17 protein-coding genes and 1 pseudogene are annotated in these 19961 nt (G+C 70.7%); 8 read left to right on the top strand and 10 right to left on the bottom strand.

The window, feature by feature from the left end:
- Positions 1-24: 24 nt before the first annotated feature.
- The 5 genes from ACIA1L_RS04560 (at position 25) to ACIA1L_RS04580 (ending at position 5473) form a co-directional block, all read left to right on the top strand.
- Positions 25-558, top strand: coding sequence for a flavoprotein (locus ACIA1L_RS04560; RefSeq protein WP_396071124.1), 534 nt, complete (start codon positions 25-27; stop codon positions 556-558).
- 68 nt (positions 559-626) lie between these two features.
- Positions 627-2171 carry an aldehyde dehydrogenase family protein gene (locus tag ACIA1L_RS04565; protein ID WP_396071125.1) on the top strand — a complete coding sequence of 515 codons (1545 nt, stop codon included), beginning with the start codon at positions 627-629 and terminating at the stop codon, positions 2169-2171.
- A gap of 11 nt (positions 2172-2182) precedes the next feature.
- Positions 2183-2986: a TrmH family RNA methyltransferase gene (locus ACIA1L_RS04570; RefSeq protein ID WP_396071126.1), complete on the top strand. Its 804-nt coding sequence runs from the start codon at positions 2183-2185 to the stop codon at positions 2984-2986.
- A 71-nt stretch (positions 2987-3057) separates the two neighbouring features.
- On the top strand, positions 3058-4674 hold the full coding sequence (locus ACIA1L_RS04575; protein WP_396071127.1) for a methyl-accepting chemotaxis protein: 1617 nt from the start codon (positions 3058-3060) through the stop codon (positions 4672-4674).
- A gap of 76 nt (positions 4675-4750) precedes the next feature.
- Positions 4751-5473: a class I SAM-dependent methyltransferase gene (locus ACIA1L_RS04580; protein WP_396071128.1), complete on the top strand. Its 723-nt coding sequence runs from the start codon at positions 4751-4753 to the stop codon at positions 5471-5473.
- Between the two features lie 75 nt (positions 5474-5548).
- On the opposite strand, the gene ACIA1L_RS04585 is transcribed toward ACIA1L_RS04580, so the two are convergent.
- Both ACIA1L_RS04585 and ACIA1L_RS04590 read right to left on the bottom strand, forming a co-directional pair.
- Complete coding sequence (locus tag ACIA1L_RS04585; RefSeq protein ID WP_396071129.1) at positions 5549-5986, bottom strand: protein phosphatase; 438 nt, start codon at positions 5984-5986, stop codon at positions 5549-5551.
- Between the two features lie 19 nt (positions 5987-6005).
- Positions 6006-6866: a dienelactone hydrolase family protein gene (locus ACIA1L_RS04590; RefSeq protein ID WP_396071130.1), complete on the bottom strand. Its 861-nt coding sequence runs from the start codon at positions 6864-6866 to the stop codon at positions 6006-6008.
- Positions 6867-7131: 265 nt separating this feature from the next.
- Here ACIA1L_RS04590 and argS point away from each other — a divergent pair.
- Positions 7132-8799 (top strand): annotated as a pseudogene (argS, locus tag ACIA1L_RS04595) (arginine--tRNA ligase).
- Here argS and ACIA1L_RS04600 read toward each other — a convergent pair.
- Positions 8786-9724, bottom strand: coding sequence for an RDD family protein (locus tag ACIA1L_RS04600; protein WP_396071131.1), 939 nt, complete (start codon positions 9722-9724; stop codon positions 8786-8788). The pseudogene argS and the gene ACIA1L_RS04600 overlap by 14 nt on opposite strands.
- A gap of 41 nt (positions 9725-9765) precedes the next feature.
- Here ACIA1L_RS04600 and ACIA1L_RS04605 point away from each other — a divergent pair, with 41 nt between their 5' ends.
- Positions 9766-10755 carry a stage II sporulation protein M gene (locus tag ACIA1L_RS04605; RefSeq protein ID WP_396071132.1) on the top strand — a complete coding sequence of 330 codons (990 nt, stop codon included), beginning with the start codon at positions 9766-9768 and terminating at the stop codon, positions 10753-10755.
- Between the two features lie 78 nt (positions 10756-10833).
- Here the strand turns inward: ACIA1L_RS04605 and ACIA1L_RS04610 are convergent, their stop codons facing one another.
- From ACIA1L_RS04610 to ACIA1L_RS04635, 6 genes are read right to left on the bottom strand one after another with little or no spacing between them, the layout of a single operon-like run.
- Positions 10834-11418, bottom strand: a complete 585-nt coding sequence (locus ACIA1L_RS04610) for a biotin transporter BioY (protein ID WP_396071133.1) — start codon at positions 11416-11418, stop codon at positions 10834-10836.
- 60 nt (positions 11419-11478) lie between these two features.
- Complete coding sequence (locus ACIA1L_RS04615) at positions 11479-12798, bottom strand: DUF58 domain-containing protein (protein ID WP_396071134.1); 1320 nt, start codon at positions 12796-12798, stop codon at positions 11479-11481.
- A 7-nt stretch (positions 12799-12805) separates the two neighbouring features.
- A complete protein-coding gene (locus ACIA1L_RS04620) occupies positions 12806-13792 on the bottom strand; it encodes an AAA family ATPase (protein ID WP_396071135.1) in 987 nt (328 codons plus the stop codon).
- Positions 13789-15114 (bottom strand): DUF4350 domain-containing protein, encoded by a 1326-nt coding sequence (locus tag ACIA1L_RS04625; RefSeq protein WP_396071136.1) that lies wholly within the window; start codon positions 15112-15114, stop codon positions 13789-13791. The genes ACIA1L_RS04620 and ACIA1L_RS04625 overlap by 4 nt, the downstream gene beginning before the upstream one ends.
- Complete coding sequence (locus tag ACIA1L_RS04630; protein WP_396071137.1) at positions 15111-15686, bottom strand: DUF4129 domain-containing protein; 576 nt, start codon at positions 15684-15686, stop codon at positions 15111-15113. Before ACIA1L_RS04630 ends, ACIA1L_RS04625 begins: the two co-directional genes overlap by 4 nt.
- Positions 15683-16504 (bottom strand): hypothetical protein, encoded by an 822-nt coding sequence (locus tag ACIA1L_RS04635; RefSeq protein ID WP_396071138.1) that lies wholly within the window; start codon positions 16502-16504, stop codon positions 15683-15685. Before ACIA1L_RS04635 ends, ACIA1L_RS04630 begins: the two co-directional genes overlap by 4 nt.
- 187 nt (positions 16505-16691) lie before the next feature.
- On the opposite strand from ACIA1L_RS04635, the gene ACIA1L_RS04640 reads away from it, so the two are divergent.
- Complete coding sequence (locus tag ACIA1L_RS04640) at positions 16692-18473, top strand: bifunctional metallophosphatase/5'-nucleotidase (RefSeq protein ID WP_396071139.1); 1782 nt, start codon at positions 16692-16694, stop codon at positions 18471-18473.
- A gap of 55 nt (positions 18474-18528) precedes the next feature.
- On the opposite strand, the gene ACIA1L_RS04645 is transcribed toward ACIA1L_RS04640, so the two are convergent.
- Entirely contained in the window at positions 18529-19785 is a 1257-nt protein-coding gene (locus tag ACIA1L_RS04645) for a hypothetical protein (protein ID WP_396071140.1), read from the bottom strand.
- Positions 19786-19961 lie beyond the last annotated feature (176 nt).

Here is a 19961-nt window from a genome sequence, read left to right on the forward strand (position 1 = left end):
AGCACGTGCGTACCCTTATCGGCCGTGAGCAGTGCCGAGAGCAATGTGCAGAGTAAGGCCGGGAGTGGGAACGACCTGCGGATTCTGGTGTGCGGGGCGGGGAATGCGGCCGTGGTGGGTGACGTCATCGCGGAGGCGGTGGCGCGCGGGTGGACGGTGGATGTGACGGCGACGGCTAGCGCGGTGGGGCTCGCCGATGTTGCCGCGCTGGCCCGGCTGAGTGGTCGGCCGGTGCGGACGACCTATGAGTACGCGCCGGACGGTCGGCGGGTGTCGCCGGTCGCGGATGCGCTGCTTGTGGTGCCGGCGACGTTCAACACCATCAACAAGTTGGCGCTGGGGATCGCCGATACCTACCCGTTGAGTTCGGTTGCTGAGGTGATCGGGCGGGGTGTGCCGACGGTGGTGGTGCCGGCCGTGAACTCGGCGTTGGCCTCGCGGGTGCCTTACCAGCAGGCGGTGCGGGCTTTGCAGGCTGAGGGCGTACGTTTCGCGGTGGATGGGTTTGCGGGGTTGGATTTGTTGGCGGGCGTGCGGAAAGATTCGCGCTTTCCGTAGAGAGAAGTTCGTCGATTCTTCCGTGTCGGATACGTGGCGGCGCGGCGGGGGCGGTCGCACAGTGGGGTATGAGCCTGATCCTTGCCCCCGGAACCGCATGGAACGACGTCTTCGCTCAGGTGTTGGCGGCCGCGCCGGAGATATTCGACGGGAGTCGGCTGCGCAATCTGTACGCCGGTGCCTGGCAGGACAGCGGTGCGCCGGCGGAGCTGCGTACCCCGGTGGACGGGACCGTCGTTGCCCACGTCTCCCGGGTTGATGCCGCGACGGCGGCGGAAGCGGTGCGTGCCGCCGCGCGAGAGCATCACGATTGGGCTGGCGTCCCACTCGCTGAGCGCCGGGCCAGGGTGTGCGCCGCTGTGGAAGCGCTGGCTGTGCACCGCGATCTGCTTGCCTTGACCCTGGTCTGGGAGATCGGTAAGCCGTGGCGGCTGGCCTGCGCCGATGTGGACCGGGCGTTGGACGGCGTGCGTTGGTACGCCGAGCAGATCGAACGCCAGGTGGCCGGCCGGGAGCCGCTGGCCGGCCCGGTCAGCAACATCGCCTCCTGGAACTATCCGATGAGCGTGTTGGTGCACGCCGAGCTGGTGCAGCTGCTCGCCGGCAACGCGGTCATCGCCAAGACCCCCTCGCAGGGCGGCGCGGTGTGTCTGACGCTCGCACACGCGTTGATGGCCCGGGCCGGGCTGCCCGTGACACTGCTGTCCGGCAGCGGCGAGGAGCTGTCCGAGGTTCTCGTGCGGGATCCGCGGATCGGGGCGGTGGCCTTCGTCGGCGGGCGGTCGAACGGCGGGAAGGTGGCCGCGGCACTGCTCGACTCCGACAAGCGACACTTCATCGAGCAGGAAGGTCTCAACGCCTGGGGGATTTGGGGATTCTCCCAGTGGGATCTGCTCGAAGGTCACCTGCGCAAGGGTTTCGAGTACGGCAAGCAGCGCTGCACCGCCTATCCGCGCTTCGTTGTGCAGCGGGATCTGGTCGACGCTTTCCTCGACGTCTATCTGCCGGTGGTGAAGTCCGTCCGGTTCGGACACCCGCTTGCCGTGGAGCGGGCCGGCGACCCGCTGCCCGAGCTCGACTTCGGTCCGCTGATCAGCGCCGCGAAGGCCGACGAGCTGCGCCGTAAGGTCGACGAGGCGATCCGCGGCGGGGCGGTGCCCCTGCATCGCGGCGCGGCTGCGGCTGGGCGGTTTCTTGAGGGGCAGGATGTGAGCGCGTACGTGGGTCCGACCGCGCTGCTGGCCCCGCCGGGTCGGTCCCGGCTGATGCACGCCGAGCCGTTCGGGCCGGTCGACACGATCATCGTGGTGGACACCCCGGACGAGCTGCTGTCCGCCATGAACGCCAGCAACGGTTCGCTGGTCGCCAGCCTGGCCGTGGACGACGAGGAGCTGGCCGCGAAGTTGGCGCAGGACGTGCAGGCGTACAAGGTGGGGATCAACAAGCCGCGCTCGCGCGGTGACCGGGAGGAGACGTTCGGTGGGCGGGGCGCCTCGTGGAAGGGTGCCTTCGTCGGCGGCGACTTGCTCGTGCACGCGGTCACCGTGGGTGAGCCCGACGAGCGGCTGTTCGGCAACTTCCCCGACTACACCAGCTTCCCGCCGACGCCGTAACCTCGGACGGCGTGCCGAGGACTCTGAGGATCACCACCCGTAATGCGACCTTCCAGCAGTGGCAGGCGCTGCTCGTCAACCGGACCAAACGGCAGCGGGCCGGGGAGTTCCTCGTGCAGGGCGTACGCCCGATCTCGCAGGCCGTGGAGCACGGCCATGAGATCCGGATGCTGCTCAACGCCGAGGGCCCCGGCCTGTCCCGGTGGGCGCGGGAGTTGATCGACACCGCAAGGGCGCCGCGGGCGCTGCTGTCCGCTGAGCTGATGCGGGAGCTGGGTGGTAAGGACGAGGAGACGCCGGAGCTCCTTGCCGTGGTGGGCTTGCCGGCCGACGACCCGGAGCGGATTTCTGTACGCCCGGATCTGCTGGTCGTCGTGTTCGACCGGCCGACGACGCCGGGCAACATCGGCACGCTGGTGCGCTCGGCGGACGCGTTCGGGGCCGCCGGTGTCATCGTGACGGGGCATGCCGCCGACCCGTACGACCCGCGAGCGGTGCGGGCGTCCACCGGTTCGCTGTTCGCCCTGCCCGTGGTGCGGGTGCCGAGCCATCGGGAGGTCGTGGCCTGGGCGGAGCCGCTGGGGGTGCAGATGGTGGGCACCGATGAGACCGGCGCGGTGGAGATCGCCGAGCATGACCTGACCGGTCCGACTGTGCTGGCTGTGGGTAACGAGACGCAGGGCCTCAGTGCGGCCTGGCGCGAGGCTTGCGACCAGATTGTCCGAATTCCCATGGTGGGGGCGGCTAGCTCGCTGAACGCTGGCGCCGCGGGGACGGTCGCGCTCTACGAGGCGGCGCGACAGCGACGTAGCTGACACCGGCTCAGAATCCGGGCGCTGCGGTCGAACAGGCGGGTGAGACCCGAATATCACCCGGAGTGCTACCTGTGCGCATCTCAGACGTCAGCGTCGGAAAACGGCTCGGCGCGTCCTTCCTCGTGCTCGCCAGCCTGATCGTCCTCGCCGCCGGCGCCGGCTGGTGGGGCATGCGGGAGCAGAGCGTGGCGCACGGCCGGGTGGCGGACCTGGAAGCCGCCCGGACCGGCATCCAGGAGATCGAGTACTACGCCGCCGACGCTTCCGGGTGGCAGTCCCTGTGGGTGAACGACGTCGCCGCGTTCGGGTTCGAATACCTCAGCAGCGAGGAAGAGTTCAACCGCCCGGGTCTGATGGACGCCAAGACGTCGGTCTACGAAATCCTGAAGGACATGGACACCAGCAGCTTCACCGCTGCCGAGAAGGCCACGTTCGACAAGCTCAAGCCAGCCTGGGACGACTTCTTCGCCTGGGACGAGAAGCTCTACAAGATGCTCGAGGCGGACGACAGCCAGGCCACCCTGCGGGCGGTGATGAATCAGATCAACGGCGGCGAGGCGTCCGATTCCTGGGGTCTCGTGCTGGAGGTCACCACCCAGTTGTACGACTCGGTCGTCAAGCGGGTCGAGCAGCTGACCGCCGATGCGGCGAAGGTCAAGACGCGGAGCATGCAGGTGCTCGGCGGCACGCTGCTGATCGCCCTGATCGCGGCGGTGCTGCTGGCGCTGTGGGCGACCCGGTCGGTCGTGCGCCCGCTCACGATCGTGGTCGCCGCCCTCGGCCGGCTGGCCGGGCGGGACCTCACCGCCCGGACCAACCTGAAGCGCGGTGACGAGCTCGGTCGCCTCGGTCTGGCGCTGAATACGACGGCGGAATCACTGCGCGAGACCGTGTCCGCCATCGCCGGACACGCCGGAACGATCTCCACCGCATCGGAGGAGATGTCGGCGATCTCCAACCGCGTCGCCGACTCCAGCAACCACGTCGATCAGCAGGCGTCCGCGGTGGCGGAAGCGGCCGGTGACGTTTCCGGCAACGTCCGCACGCTGGAAGCGGGCAGCCGGGAAATGGGCTCGGCCATCGACGAGATCAGCCGCAACGCCGGCGAGGCGGCGCGGGTTGCCGCCGAGGCGGTCACCGTGGTCGACCGGACCAACGTCAGCGTCGGCAAGCTCGGGGAGTCCTCCGCCGAGATCAGTGCCGTCGTGCAGCTGATCACCTCGATCGCTGAGCAGACCAACCTGCTCGCCCTCAACGCCACCATCGAAGCGGCCCGGGCCGGCGAGATGGGCAAGGGCTTCGCCGTCGTGGCGGGCGAGGTGAAGGACCTGGCCCAGGAAACCGCGAAGGCCACCGAGACGATCTCCCGCCTGGTGCAGACGATCCAGTCGGACACCGGCGACGCCGTCTCCGCCATCGCCGAAATCGGCAACGTGGTGACGCGGATCAGCGACTTCCAGAACCTCATCGCCGCGGCGGTCGAGGAGCAGACGGCGACCACCGGCGAGATGGGCCGCAACGTGGCCGAGGCCGCGCAGAGCAGCCGGGAGATCGCGATGAACATCGCCGGGGTGTCCACCGCGGTCGGCGAAACCACGACGGTGGTCCGGCAGGCGCAGGATTCCGCCGAGGACCTCGCCCGCACCAGCAGCGAATTGCAGAAGCTCGTCGCCAGCTTCACCGTCTAGGGCCTATCCTGCCCCGAACTGTCGGAGCCCTGACGTTGGGTGGGAGCCGGCCGGCCGGGATTCTAGCGTCGGAGTCATGACGATGAATTCCGAGCTGACCGGCATCAAGGCCCGGCAGCAGAAGACGTGGGCCAGCGGCGACTACGGCGCCGTGGCGGCCCTCATCCAGCCCATCTCCGAGCGGTTGGTCCAGGCCGCCGACCTGTCCGCCGGGTCGCGGGTGCTCGACATCGCCACGGGTACGGGCAACGCCGCCATCGCTGCCGCCCGCTGCCTGTGCGAGGTGACCGGCGTCGACTACGTGCCCGAACTGCTGGACCGGGCCCGCGCCCGGGCGCAGGCCGAGCACCTGCCGGTCCGGTTCACCGAGGGCGACGCCGAGGCGCTGCCCAGCGACAACGGTGAGTACGACGCGGTGTTCTCGGTCGTCGGCGTGATGTTCGCCCCCGACCAGGAACGCACCGCCGCCGAAATCCTTCGGGTCTGCCGCCCGGGCGGCACGATCGCCCTCGCGAACTGGGCGCCCGACGGCTTCATCGGCGAACTTTTCCGTACGGTGGGCCGCCGCGTCCCGCCCCCACCAGGCCTGCGTGCTCCGGCCGAATGGGGCAGCGAGCCGCGGCTGCGGGAGCTGTTCGGTGACCAGATTGCCGACCTGCGGACGGTCCGCCGCGACTTCGTGTTCCGGTTCGTGTCTGCCGAGGCGTTCGTCGAGTACTTCCGGGCCCACTACGGTCCCACGCTGAAGCCTTCGAAGCTTCGAGCGACGACGACGGCAAGCTGCTGTATGCCGACCTGATCGACCTCGTGAACCGGCACAACGTCGCAAAGGACAGCACGGTCAAGGTGCCTTCGGCGTATCTGGAGGCGATCGCTATCCGGGCGGACTGAAGGCTCGAACATAGCGGCGCTGCCATGGCGTCTCCACCGCGTACCGGTCGTATCGCTCCCGGACGTAGTCGATCGCGTCCGGGGGTGCTACGCCGTCGAGCACGGCGAGGCAGGCCAGTGCGGTGCCGGTTCGTCCTCGCCCGCCCCCGCAGGCGACCTCCACCCGTTGCACGGCGGACCGGTCCCAGAGCTCTCGAAGGGTGGCGGCAGCGAGGTCCCGGTCGGTGGGCAGCCGGAAGTCGGGCCAGCGCAGCCAGCGGCTCTCCCAGGGCGGCGGCGCGGGCGGCCGCCCCAGCAGATAGAGACCGAACTGCGGGGCAACACCCGGTGGCAGGGGCTTGCGCAAACCCCGTCCGCGGATCAGCCGCCCCGACGGCAGCGCAAGCACGCCGGCGGCGGCCGCGTCCCAGGTTTCGTCCACCCAGCCCATTCTGGCCGAGTCAGGAGTGTGGGCAGGTGTCGCGGTACTCCTGGATGGTCGGTCCGCTCGGTGCGGGACAGAGGAACTGCTCGTAGCGGGTGTCGTTGTCGATGAACCGCTTGAGCCACGAAATGCTGTACTTCGCGATCGTCGTGTTGGCCACGATGGGCGCCGAGTGGCCGGCGTTGTTCAATTCGAGGTACGCCTTGTCGAGCGTGGCCGGCAGGCTGACGTAGAACGGTTCGGCGTACGAGTCGACTGGTGCCGTGGAGTCGTTCTCGGCGCCGATCACGAGGGTGGGCACGCTCACCGCCGACCAGTTCGTCGTGTCGTGGTACGGCGTCAGCGGAATTGCCGCTTGCAACTGCGGCCGGGCCGACGCGGTGACGAGGCTGCCGCCGCCGCCCATGGAGTGGCCCATGACCCCGAGCCGGGTGGCGTCGATCCGGGTGCGGACACTGCTGTGCTGTGTCAAGTAGTCCAGGGCGGCGAGCAGTTGTGCGCCCCGGCTGTCGGGATCGTCGACGATGCTGAAGGTGTTGATCGTGAACACCACGAAGCCTTGGGAGGCCACTCGGTTGCCGTACCAGGCGATGCTGCCCTTGGTGCCGTAGTAGCCGGGGGAGATGGCGACGGCGCCGAAGGTGCCCGCGGTGGTGGTGGTCGGGTAGTAGATGGTGCCGCCGCCGAAGCCGGTGGCGCTCGACCGCGGCACGGTGACGGTGGCCGTGGTGAATGGACCCTGGGTGGCTTCGATGCCGGCCACCGTCGGTGCGGGGCCGCGCTCGTACGGATTGGCGGCGACCGGGGTGGGCGCCGTGGCGGCGCTCAGGATGACAGTGGCGGTCGTCAGGAGGGAGAGGGCAGCGTTGCGCAGCATCTTCAGGACACTCCCTAAATTGATATAGATCTATCTATATCAAAGATGGGTGCGGGTGGGGAGCGGGACAACCCGATCGCTGCGGCCGGACGGGGCCGCTAAGGTGGGCGGCGTGCAGAGCATCAGTCGTGAGCGACGCCGGGTCATCGCCTTCCGGTTGAGCTAGCACGTGTCCTCCACCGGCGGGTTGTCCGCCGGTGGTCGCAGGTGTGGTCGTGACTCCGTCCGGTCGGCTCGTCGCCGCGTACCGTCGAGGGGTCTGGTCATGAATCTTGAAGCTTTGCTGTCCGCGCGGCTGGCGCCCGCGTTGGCCGAGGTCGCGCAGGCGGCCGTGGAACCGGCGGTGCGGCGTTCGCAGCACGCCGACTTTCAGTCCGGGGTGGTGCTGGCGCTGGCCCGGGAGCTGGGCCGGGCGCCGCGTGCCATCGCGGTGGAGGTCGCCGAGCGGGCCGAGCTGGCCGGGCTGGCGACAGTGGAGGTTTCCGGACCCGGCTTCCTCAATCTGACGGTCACGGACGCGGCGATCGCGAGCGCGGTGGATGCGCTGGCCGGGGACGCGCGGCTGGGGGTGCCCCGGGTCGGGCAGCCGCAGACCGTCGTCGTGGACTACTCGGCGCCGAACATCGCCAAGGAGCTGACGATCGGGCATCTGCGGTCGACCGTGATCGGCGACGCGCTGGCTCGGACGCTGGAGTGGCTCGGGCACGACGTGGTGCGGGCCAATCATGTCGGCGACTGGGGGACCGCGTTCGGCATGCTCATCGAGCAGCTGCGGGACTAGGGTGCCACCGGGGTGGCGCAGGCCGGGGAACTGACGGCGTTTTACCAGAAGGCGCGGGCGAAGTTCGACGCCGACGAGGAGTTCCGGAACCGGTCGCGGCTGCGGGTGGTGGCGTTGCAGGCCGGCGACGCGGAGACGACTCGGCTGTGGCGGGGGCTGGTGGCGGCGTCGCAGCAGTACCTGCTGGCCGCGTACGAAAGGCTCGGGGTGACCCTGACGGCGGCCGATTTCGCGGGCGAAAGCAGCTATCACGACCAGCTCGCGTCGGTCGTGGCTGAGCTGAGTGAGAATGGGCTGCTGGTCGAGAGCGACGGCGCGCTGTGCGCGTTCCCGGCTGGCTTCACCGGACGGGACGGCGGGCCGCTTCCGCTGATCGTCCGCAAGAGCGACGGCGGTTTCGGGTACGCGGCCACCGACCTGGCCGCCCTCCGGCATCGGGTCACCGACCTCGGCGCGACCCGGCTGCTCTACGTGGTCGGCGCGCCGCAGCGGACCCACTTCCAGCTGGTGTACGCGGTAGCCGCGGCGGCGGGCTGGCTGCCCGACGGCGTGACCGCGGAACACGTCGCGTTCGGGTCGATCCTGGGCACCGACGGCCGGATGTTCCGCACCCGGTCCGGCGATGCGGTACCGCTGGCCGCCGTGCTCGACGAGGCGGAGGCCCGGACGGCGGCGCTCGCGCCGAGTCCAGCGGCTGCCACGGCGGTCGGTGCGGGCGCGGTCAAGTACGCCGATCTGGCCGGGGACCGGCGCTCGGATTACGTGTTCGACTGGGACCGGATGCTCGCCCTGACCGGCAACACCGGGCCCTACCTGCAGTACGCGTACGCCCGGACCCGGTCGATCCTGGACCGGGCCGGCAGCGACCGGGGCCCGGTGCAGATCACCCACCCGGCCGAGCGGGCCCTGGCCCTGGAACTGGCGGCGTTCGAGCCGGTGGTGCTGGCGGTCGGCGAAACGCTGGAGCCGCACCGGCTCGCCGCCTACCTGTACGGGGTGGCGGCGCTGTTCAGCGGCTTCTACGAAAACTGTCCGGTGCTGAAGTCGGCAGGTGCGGTCCGGGCGAGCCGGCTGACGCTGTGTGAGCTGACCGGTCGCACCCTGCGGCAGGGGCTGGACCTGCTGGGGATCGCTACCCCTACCCCTTTGTGACGCCGTCTTCCTTCATGACGCCGAGCAGCGGCGGGTGGGTGACGGCCGGGTCCCAGGTGGGGCCGACGCGCGGGGCCGCCCACTCGAGTCGGCCGAAGCCGGGCCAGATGCGCTGGGTGAGGGCTCGGCTCGCCTGGGCCCGGTCGGCGGCCCGGCGGCGGCGTTCGGCGAGGATCGCGCTGAGGTAGGCCCAGGCTGGAATGCCCGGCGGCACCGGCACGCCGATCTTCGCGCTCACCTCGGTGGCGAGGGAGTACGCGAACTGGCCGTTCATCGGCTGCCGGATCTGCGCCGCCCGGGCCAGGTAGTGCCGGGCGGCCAGGGCCAGTTCGTCGTCGAGGTTCGTGAGGTCCAGCTGGGCGGCCCAGCCGGCGTACGCCGGTGGCATGACGGGCGACCAGCCCCACGGGGCGGCGGACCGTTCGTGGATGACGAAGGTGCCGGCGGCCAGGTCGCCGAGCCGGCGGCCCTGGGGGGAGAAGAGCATGGTGGTCAACGCCACCGCCCAGGTGAGCGGCGGGAAGAGCAGGCCGGGCCATTCGACGGCGAGGCCGACGAGGCTGCGGACCAGGGCGTGCCGGACGCGGATCGGGCCGCCGTCCTCGCGGACCACCCGCAGGCCCAGTGCCCGCTTGCCCGGGCTGCGGCCGTTGGTGAACGTCTCGACCGCCGTGGGGTAGCCGACGAAGACGAGGATCAGGCCGACGGTGAACATCGCCTGGACCAGGGCGGCCTCCGCGCCGGCGGCCAAGGTGATGATCTGGATCACGACGAGGAGCAGGATCGCGAGGAGGACCTGCGCCATCAGGTCGAGCAAGAGGGCGAGACCACGCGAGCCGATCCGGGCGTAACGGACGTCGACCTCCACGGCCTCGCCGTTGACGAGCTGTTCTGCCCGTTCTGCGCCCGTCACCGCCACCGTCATGGGCGTTAGTTAACCCCATCGCTGCCCGCTACGCTGCGCCGGTGGACCTGGATGCGTACGTCGGCGAGCGCCGCGGGGAGTGGAACCGGCTCGACGCCCTCACCCGCCGCCGGAAGCTGACCGCCGCCGAGGCCGACGAGCTGGTCCTGCTCTACCAACGCGCGGCCACCCACCTGTCCGTGGTGCGCAGTCACTCGCCCGATCCGATCCTGCTGGCATCGCTGTCCCAGCTCGTGCTCGCGGCCCGGTCCTCGCTGACCGGCAGCCGCAGCTACTCCTGGCGGCCGGTGGCCCGGTTCTTCACCACGACCCTGCCGCTCGAGCTCTACCGGGCGCGACGCTGGTGGCTGTCCGTGATGGTGCTGAGCGTGCTGTTCGCCGGCGGGCTGATGGTCTACTTCGCGGAGCATCCCGACATCGTCGCGATGTTCATGTCCGCCGCGGAAGCCGAGCAGTACGCCGGCGAGGACTTCGTCAACTACTACAGCGAGTTCCAGGCGCAGAACTTCGCCGCGCGGGTCTGGACCAACAACGCCATGATCGCCGGGCAGTGCCTGGCCTCCGGCGTGTTGGTGGTGCCGGTGTTCTACATCCTCGCCACGAACCTGTTCCAGCTCGGGCTTATCGGCGGCATGATGACCGGCTCCGGCTACGGCTCCACCTTCTTCACCTACATCCTGCCGCACGGCCTACTGGAGCTGACCGCCGTCTTCGTCGCGGCCGGGGTGGGCCTGCGGATCGGCTGGGCCTGGATCGCGCCGGGACCACACCGCACCCGCGGCCGGGCGCTGGCCGAGCGGGCCCGCGCCGGGATCCTGGTGGCGCTCGGGCTGGTCGCGATGCTGCTGGTCGCGGGTGTCCTCGAGGCGTACGTGACGCCCTCGGGCTGGCCCGACGCGATCCGGATCGGGATCGGTGCCGTGGTGTGGCTGGCGTTCCTGGGCTATGCGCTAGTGGTCGGCGCGGCCGCGGACCGGCGCGGGGAGAGCTCGGAGCTGGAATACGCGAAAACCGAGCTCCCCTCCGCCTGACGAAGCCTGACGAAGCCCGTCGAAGCCCCGTCGAAGCCCCGTCGAAGCCCGTCGAAGCCTGACGAAGCCTGAGAAAGGTCAGCGCCGGCCGGTCAGGGCCCACGCCGTGGGCAGCAGCCCGGCCGCCAGCGCCACCTTGATCGCGTCGCCGATCAGGAACGGAACCAGGCCCTTCTCCAGTGTCTCCGTGACGCCCATGCCGGCGTAGAAGCCGAGCCAGGTCACGCCGAACGCGTAGACGATCGCCGACGCGGCGAGCATCGCCGGCAGCGACCGCAGCACGGTCCGGTCGGCGCCACGCTCCGCGAGGAAGCCGGCGACGGTCGCCGCGAGGACGAAACCGATGATGTAGCCGAACGACGCGCCGACGTAGCCGCCGCTACCGCCGGCGAACCAGGGCACGCCGGCAAGGCCGAGCGCGGCGTAGAGGGTGATGGTGGCGGCGGCGCGCTTCCAGCCGTACGCCGCGCCGACGAGCAGCACACCCAACGTCTGGCCGGTGATCGGGACCGGCGTGCCGGGGATGTGCACCGACACCTGCGCGAGCAGGCCGACGAACCCGGCGCCGCCGGCGACCAGCAGCACGTCACGGGCCAGCGCCCCCGGAATGAGGTCGGCGAGCACGGCGGTACGGGGTGGACTGAGGGTGACAGCCTGCGACATAGGGGTCCTCTGGGAGAGATCTCGGACAGTGCAGGCGCGAAGCTATCAAGCCCGTACGTCCTACAGCCGCCCGGCCGCCTTCAACATGAGGTAGGCGTCGGACACCTTGGACGCGAACGTCTCCCGCGGTTCGTCGACCACGATCACTCCCTGCTGCTGCAGCAGCGCCCGCACCCGGGTGCGCTCGGCGAGGGCCAATTCGGCGGCCGCGGCCAGGTGAACGTCGTCCGCGGTGGCGCCGCTCTCCGGCAGTCGAGCCAGCAGCGCGGTCTCCGGGTCGCGCACGCTGGCAAGCAGCACGCGGTGCCGCGTCGTCAGGCGGGACAGCACCGGCAGCAGCCCTTCGACGATCGGAGCCGCGTCCAATGCGGCGAAGATCACCACGAGGGCGCGTTTGTGGTCCCGGCGCAACAGGGTGCTCGCCGCGAGCCCGAAGTCGGTCTCCACCAGGGCCGGCTCCAACGCGGCCAGCGAGCTGATCAGCCGCGGCAGCTTCGTCCGGTGCCCGCCGCCCTCGACCCGGGCGCGGACGGCGGTGTCCACCGCAAGCAGGTCGACCCGGTCGTCCGCCTTCGACGCCAACACCGCCAGCAGCAGCGCGGCGTCGATCGCCGCGTCCAGGCGCGGCTCGTCGCCGATCCGCGCCGCCGAGGTGCGGCCGGTGTCCAGCACGCAGACCACCCGCCGGTCCCGCTCCGGGCGCCAGGTCCGGACCACCACATCATGGGTACGGGCCGACGCCCGCCAGTCGATCGAGCGGACGTCGTCGCCGACCACGTACTCGCGCAGCACGTCGAACTCGGTGCCCTGGCCGCGGCCCCGGGTGACCACCGAACCGTCGAAAATGCGCAGCTTGGCGAGCTTCTCCGGCAGCAGCCGGCGGGACGGGAAGCGCGGCAGCACCCGCAAAGTCCACTTCGGCGTGCGGCTTTCATCCCACCGCTGTCGCCGCTGCCGGTACGCGAGCCCCAGCGGGCCGTACGAGCGCAGCGAAACCCGTACCGCCGCCCGGTCGCCGTGCCGGGTCGGCGTGAGCGTCGTGGTGACCTCGGCCTGCGTGCCGGCCAGCAGGTTGAGCCGGTGTTCGGTGCGATCCGCGCCGGCCGACGGCACCCAGCGGTCGCGCAGCCGCAGCCACATCGGCCGGCCTGCCGTGTTCGTCACCGTCAGCGTGGTGGTCGTGGTCTCGCCGAGCCACACCGTCTCGGCGCCGGTCCGGCGCAACATCACCGCAGTCACCGGCGCCGCGACCAGCAGGTCCACCACCGTTGCGCCGGTGACCAGGCCGACGACGGCCAGGGTCAGCAGCCAGGGCGAGGGCAGCAACACCGGCAGTGGCATGCCCAGGACCAGGACCAGCGCGAAACGCCTCGTGACCACGGCCGGCTCAGCGGGGTGCGGGTACGGCGCCGAGCACGCTCCGCAGCACCGAGTCGGTGGTGACGCCGTCCAGCTCAGCCTCGGCGCGCAGCCGCACCCGGTGCCGAAGGACGGGAATGGCGAACGCCTGCACGTCGTCGGGGAGCACGTATTCGCGGCCGCTCAGCCATGCCCGTGCCTTCGCGACGGCCAGCAGGGCGGTGGTGCCGCGCGGCGAGGCGCCGAGCTCCAGCGCGGGGGCGACCCGGGTGGCCCGACACAGGTCGACGACGTATTCGAGGACCGGGTCGGCGACGGCAACCCGGCGGGCCGCCTCCCGCCCGGCGGCCAGGTCCGCGGCGGAAGCCACCGGGGAAACCCCGGCGGCCTTGAGGTCGCGCGGGTCGAAACCGTTGTGGTGCGCCCGGAGCACACCCAGCTCCTCCGCGCGCTCGGGCAGCGGCACCGACAGTTTCAGCAGGAACCGGTCGAGCTGTGCTTCGGGCAGCGGGTACGTGCCTTCGTACTCGATGGGGTTCTGGGTGGCGACCACGATGAACGGCTCGGGCAGCCGGCGGGTTTCGCCGTCGGTGCTGACCGTCCGCTCCTCCATGGCCTCGAGCAGCGCAGCCTGGGTTTTCGGCGGCGTCCGGTTGATCTCGTCGGCAAGGAGCATGCTGGTGAAGATCGGGCCGGGCCGGAAGTTGAACGCCGCGGACCGCGAGTCGTAGACCAGCGAGCCGGTCACGTCGCCGGGCATCAGGTCAGGCGTGAACTGGACCCGTTTGGTGTCGACGTCCAGCGCCGTGGACAGCGCCCGCACCAGCAGGGTCTTGGCGACGCCGGGCACGCCTTCCAGCAGCACGTGGCCGCCGCAGAGCAGCGCGATCACCACGCCGCCGACCACCGCGTCCTGGCCGACGACCGCCTTGGCGACCTCGGTCCGCAGGCGCTGCAACGCGTCGCGGGCCGCGGCGGCCTCGCCGGATACCGCGCCGGATTCGAACGACGTCACGTCAGATTCCCCTCGTCTTCGTGGTGCCAGTTCTGCCCGCCGGTCACAAACCGGACCAGGTTTTGTACGACGGTCGCGGCGCGTACCAGCTCCGCGTCGCTGTCCTCGGTGCCGCCGCCGAGCGCATGCCGGACGTCGTCGGTGGGTAGCGCGGTCTCGGCGGCCACCCGGGCGGCCAATTCGTCCACCGAGGTGCCGGATGGCAGGCCGAAGTGCTCAATCAACCGCGACCGCGCCGCCGACTGTACGGTCCGCAGCGACGTGCTCCGCGCACCCGCCCGCCGATAGAGCCCGCCCAGTCCACGAACTGTCTCGGCGGCGCGGACCCGGGCCGGCAACGGTTCGGTGACCGGGCTGCCCAACCGCCGAGCCGAGGCCAGGGCCAGGGCGATCGCCGCGAGGACGAGCAGCAGCAGCGCCGCCCACACCCCCGGCGGGAACGCGTTCAGCAGCGGGTTGTCCTGTTCCTGCTCGCTGCGGCCGCTGCCCTGGGCGGAATCCTCCGGGTCGCCGGCGCGGCCGTCGCCCGAGCCGTTGCTCCCCGAGCCGTCAGCGCGGTCTCCTTGCGAGTCGCCAGTGCCCCACGGGTCACGGGGATCCGCAGTCGGTGCGACTGGTGGTCGAGTGCGCTCCGGCGCCGGCTCACGCTCGTGCAGGTCCAACCACACCACCCGGGAGGACCGCGACAGCAGGCCGAGGGCGAGTCGCTGATTGCCGTGCTCGTCGGCGCGGTCGTTACGGAACGGATCCGCCGCACCGACGAGGCTCAGCTGGCCCGTCCTGCCCAGCTCGACCAGGCCACCGTCGTAGCAGGACTGCGGAGTGTCCTGGAGCGCCTCGTACCGCCACCGCAGGGCCGCCGCCGGTCCGGCCGCCGCGGCAGGAGTGATCGTGCAGTCCGGTTCCGGTGCAGCCGCCGTCCAACGCGGGCCGCCCACCCGGACATCGAGCCACGCATCATCCAGTTGCCGCTGAGTCGGCGCCACCAGCACGACCCGCACCCGGTTCGATTGCGTGCTGAATCGCCGCAGATAGCTGGGATGCACCAGCTCCGGCGTGGTGATGAAGAGCGTCACCTCGTCGCCCGTAGCGAGCGCGGTCAGCGCCTGCGGGCTGTCCTTACGGACGTCCACGGTCACGCCCGCACGGGTCAGGCCGTCAGCGAGCTGCTTGGCGCCGTCACCCGCGTCGCTGGTGGGGGACAGGAAGGTGATGTCCTCCGGGTCGGGCTGTTCGACGGCGTGCACGATGCCGGTGGCCGTGGCGAGGCCGAGCACCACCGCGAAGGGGACGATCAGGCGCAGGCGGCGGGGGTTCTTCACGGCGTACCACCTCGCATCCGGGTGCGGACCTCGTTGGTCAGGTCACGCATCCGGTCGTCGTGGGTGCGTTCGGCGGGGCGGTCGCCGTACCAGACGTCGGAGAAGATGTCGGTGGCGCCGCCCAGCGGCGCCGCGACCGCCGGCCGGTGCCGGGCGGCAGTCGCCGCGACCTCGGCGGCGGTGGTGCCGGGCAGCGGGGTGACGACACCGGCGGCGGCGAGGTCACCGACGACGTCGCGCAGCCGTTGCCGGATGGCCTCCGCGAAGCGGCCCTCGGCGGCGAACCGGTCAGCGAGCAACATCCCATCCGGCAGCACGACGGTCGGCGCGAAGGCTGGCGGCTCGGTCGGCGCCGAGACCGGGTTGGCCTTGGTCTTCTTCAGGCGGCGGCGCCACCGCGGCCGGCGCCAGCGGGGCATCCGCAGCCGAGGCAGTCGCCGGGGCACCCAAGCCGGGAACCAGTACCACAGTGCGCCGATCAGACCGGCAGCGACGAGCAGGAGAAGCAGGAGCAGGCCGGGCGGAACAACGTCGAACACCGCCGCGGCGAACTCATCCCAGGACCGTGTCATCGCGTGCGCACCAACACTGCGGCCAGGTCCTCGCCGCGGCTGCGGGCTCGGCTGAGAGCAATATCGAGGCCTTCGGTACGGATCCGAAGCTCCAGCAGCAGCACCGCGTCAACGCAGGCCAGTGCGGCGTACGCGACGGTGTTGGCGAGCCCCCACGCGACCGGAGCGATCCAGTCGGCCCAGGCCGGCAGGTTTCCCCCCACCAGTTCGGCGGCGGAAACCCAGCCCACCCCGAGCACGAACCGGACGGCGAACCAGGTCAGGTACGCGGCAAGCCGGGTCCAGACCCCGCGCATGCCCCGGGAGCCGAGCTGAGCGGCGCGGCCGAACGACCCACGCCGATCGATCACGATGACGGCGCTGACCAGGCCGAAAAGTCCGTAGACCAGGAGCCAGCCGAGGAATCCGGCGAACGCGGCCAGCCCGCAGGCGAGGCCCAGGCCCGCGGCGGCCAGCAGCGTGGGCACCGGTCGGGTTCGCGCCCACAGCTCGCGGGTGCGCAGCGGCCGGCCGATCAGTGCGGGTCCGGCGGCCGCGGCGGCCACCGCGCCGACCACACAGATGATGAACGCCTCGGTGGCGAATCCGACGGCGATCAGCGACCACCAGGTCCCGAAGTCGTCCCGGCTGGGCTCGTACCACGGGGGATCGAGCGAGGCGGCGGCGCGTAACGGCACGAGGAGGGCTTGCTCGAGCGCCGCGAGCACGCCGGCGGTGAGCAGCAGGGGCAAGGCCCGGGCCCGGAGCAGGGTCATAGCGGCGTCGAGCAGCTCACCCAGCGTCATCGGACGCAAGGGCAGGTCAGGCTGCGCGGACATGGCGGCGATCCTAGGCGATTGGGCCCCCGGAGCGGGCACCCGGCGCTCGGTCACCGCGCCCGAGCGCGTTCCAGGACCTGCTCCACGGTGTGCCCTGATCCCGCCGAACATGCATCGATGCATGGACAGTTATGGTGCGTCGGTGGGTGCCCGCGAGGTGCCTGGACCTTCGCTCGAGGAGTTCGGTATGACCCTTCCCGCAGGCGTCTCCCGGCGCAGCGTGCTCGCTGTCGCCGCTGCCGGTGCGGCCGCACCCGTCGTCGCTTCCGGCGCCGCCGAGGCACACCCGGCCGGCCCCAAGACGTACGACCTGACCGTGCTCGGCACCTCCGACACGCACGGTAACGTTTTCAACTGGGATTACTACAGGGATCTCGAGTACGACGACAGCGCGCACAACGACGTCGGCGTCGCGAAACTGGCCGCCCTGGTCAACCAGATCCGGGCCGAGCGCCGGGGCAAGGCGACGCTGGTGCTCGACGCGGGCGACACGATCCAGGGCACGCCGCTGGCTACGTACTACGCCAAGCAGGAGCCGATCACCTCCACCGGCGAGCGGCACCCGATGGCCCGCGCGATGAACGTCCTGCACTACGACGCTGTCACGCTGGGCAACCATGAGTTCAACTATGGGCTGCCGCTGCTGCACCTGTGGATCCGCCAGCTCGGGTTTCCCGCCCTCGCGGCCAACGCCGTCGACGCGAAGAGCGGCAAGCCGGCCTTCACCCCGTACGTGATCAAGAAGGTGTGTCTCGGTCCGGGCGCACCGACCCTGCGGGTCGGCATCCTGGGTCTCACCAACCCGGGCGTAGCGATCTGGGATAAGGCCAACGTCGAGGGCAAGCTCGTCTTCCAGGACATGATCTCCACCGCCGCGAAGTGGGTGCCGATCATGCGCGCCCGCGGCGCCGACCTCGTGCTCATCTCCGCACACGGTGGTGACAGCGGAACCAGCAGCTACGGCCCCGAGCTGCCCAACGAGAACCCGTGCGCGCTGATCGCCGAGCAGGTCCCCGGCATCGACGCGATCCTGTTCGGCCACGCCCACCGCGAGGTGCCGGAGCGCTTCGTCGCGAACCAGCAGACCGGTGCCCAGGTGCTGCTCTCCGAGCCGTCGAAGTGGGGCCAGCGCCTCACCCGGATGGACTTCACCCTGGTCCGCGAACGCGGCCGCTGGAGCATCACCAGCAAGAAGGCCGCCGCGCTCAACACCAACACGGTCACCGAGGACCCCAAGGTGCTCGCCGCGGTGCGCTCACAACACAACAAGACTGTCGCGTACGTGAACCAGGTCGTCGCCCAGTCCACCGAGGAACTGTCCGCCGCCGAATCCCGCTACAAGGACACGGCGATCCTCGACTACATCAACAAGGTGCAGATCGACACGGTCACTGCCGCCCTGGCCGGCACTGAGCACGCGGCCTTGCCGGTGCTGGCGATCACGGCGCCGTTCAGCCGTACCGCGGTGTTCCCGAAGGGCGACGTCAAGATCAAGGACGTGGCCGGGCTTTACATCTACGACAACACGCTCGAAGCGGTGGTGCTGACGGGCGCCGAAGTTCGCACCTATCTGGAGTTCTCGGCCCGGTACTTCGTGACGCTGCCCGTCGGTGCGACGCCCGACCCGGCGACGATCAACGACCCGGCCATCCCGGACTACAACTACGACGTGTTCTCGGGCCTCGACTACGACATCGACATCAGTCAGCCGATCGGATCCCGGATCACCCGGCTCGAACTGGCCGGAGCGCCGGTGGCCGCCGACGCCCGCTTCGTGGTCGCAGTGAACAACTACCGGCGCAGCGGCGGCGGTAACTTCCCGGGGATCGTGAAGGAGCAGGTCTACAACGCCCAGCAGGAGATCCGGCAGCTGCTCATCGACTGGGCGCAGGCCAAGGGCGCGATCAACCCTGCGGACTTCGCCGTCTCGAACTGGCGCCTGGTCCGGGCCGGGGTCCCCGTGTTCTGACCCGCACGCTGTCTGTCGTGGCGCACCCCGGCCCCCCAGGGTGCGCCACGACAAGTCACTTATCTTCGAGCGGCCGCCAGTTGCCCTGGTCGTCCGACGTCACCAGCACCTGCCCGGTGCGCCCGTCCTCGAGCTTCAACTGACACAGAAAGTCACGGTGCCCGCTGATCCATTCACCGGCGGCCCGACAGTCCGCCTCGGTCGCCTTGACGTTCGCCTTCGCGAGCTGTCCGTCGTTCAGCACCTGCTCCTCCAGCGCGGTGACCGTCGCACCCTCCCGAATGTTCAGGTACACCGGCACGGCGACACTGGCCCCGATCACCAGCCAGAAGACGGAGCTGACGGCGAACGTGGCCGCGAAAACCAGCCAGTACGGCGCCGTCTTGTTGCGGCCCCGCTGGGCCTGACCCGCCCGCCGCGCCGCCGAGATGACCCCGAGCACATTGAAGAACAGCGTGAAGATCAGCACCGGCCACACCGCCGGCGCCTGCGCGTGCGGTGCCTTCTTCAGCTCCTCCGGGTACGGGACCAGCAGCCCGCCCACCTGCGGCACCACCCCGTACGGCGCGACGACAGCCGCCTGACTCCGCGGCTGATCAGCGACAGGCGCCGCAGCGGCACCGGAGGCCCACGGCGGAGCCGTCGGATACGCACTCGGCGGGTACGCGGCCGTCGCAGCCTCGACCGGGTAAGCCGCAGCGTCGGCGCCCTCACCAGGGTGCAGCACCTCGGCGTATCCGGCGGTAGCTTGCGGCGACCAGTCGGGTCCGGCCGGGGATTCGAGCACAGCCGGCTGGGCGTAGGCGACGGGCTGCGGGTAGCCGACCGCACCCTCCTGCGGGTACATCGGCGCGGCAAGTTCTCCTGGCGGGGCGTACGCCGGTGGGTGCTGCATGGTCGGGTGAGCCGCTGCGACGAGCTGCTGTTCCGCCACTGCGGCCGGGCGGCGGTCGGGCAGTCCCGACGGCACTTGCGACGCCATCTCCGGGCCGGCGACCTGCGGCTGTGCAGCTACGGCTGGTTGCACGTATTCAGTCTGCGCGTATGCAGTCTGCGCGTGCCCAGGCTGCGAGGAGCCCGGCTGTGCGTAGCCCGCTTGTGCGTAGCCCGCTGGTGCGTAGGTCTGGTGCGCGTAGTCCGGTGCTACCTGGGCGGGCGAGCCGTATGCCGTCGGCGCGTAACCCGGCTCCTGCGGAATGCCGAATTGCGGAGTCGCTGACGTCGAGAACTCACCCGGCGGGAGCGGCGCATGACCCGCGACGAACTGCGGAGGTTCCGCGCTCGGGGGGCCGTACGGGGTCTGCGTGGTCATTCGGGGGGCCTTTCCGGGTAGCAGCTCGGGTGCAGCGCGTGCCAGAGCCCCCTTCATCGGCTACCACGCCCCGGACCTGAGAATTGCCTCGCAACCCGATGGAAACCATCCGCCGGCCGGCGTCGGTGCTGCCCTGAACCGGCCTGTGGCCCGCGTAACTGCTGTGTGCGTGGGAA

The organism is Actinoplanes sp. NPDC051859, assembly GCF_044452725.1.
GTDB lineage: Bacteria > Actinomycetota > Actinomycetes > Mycobacteriales > Micromonosporaceae > Actinoplanes.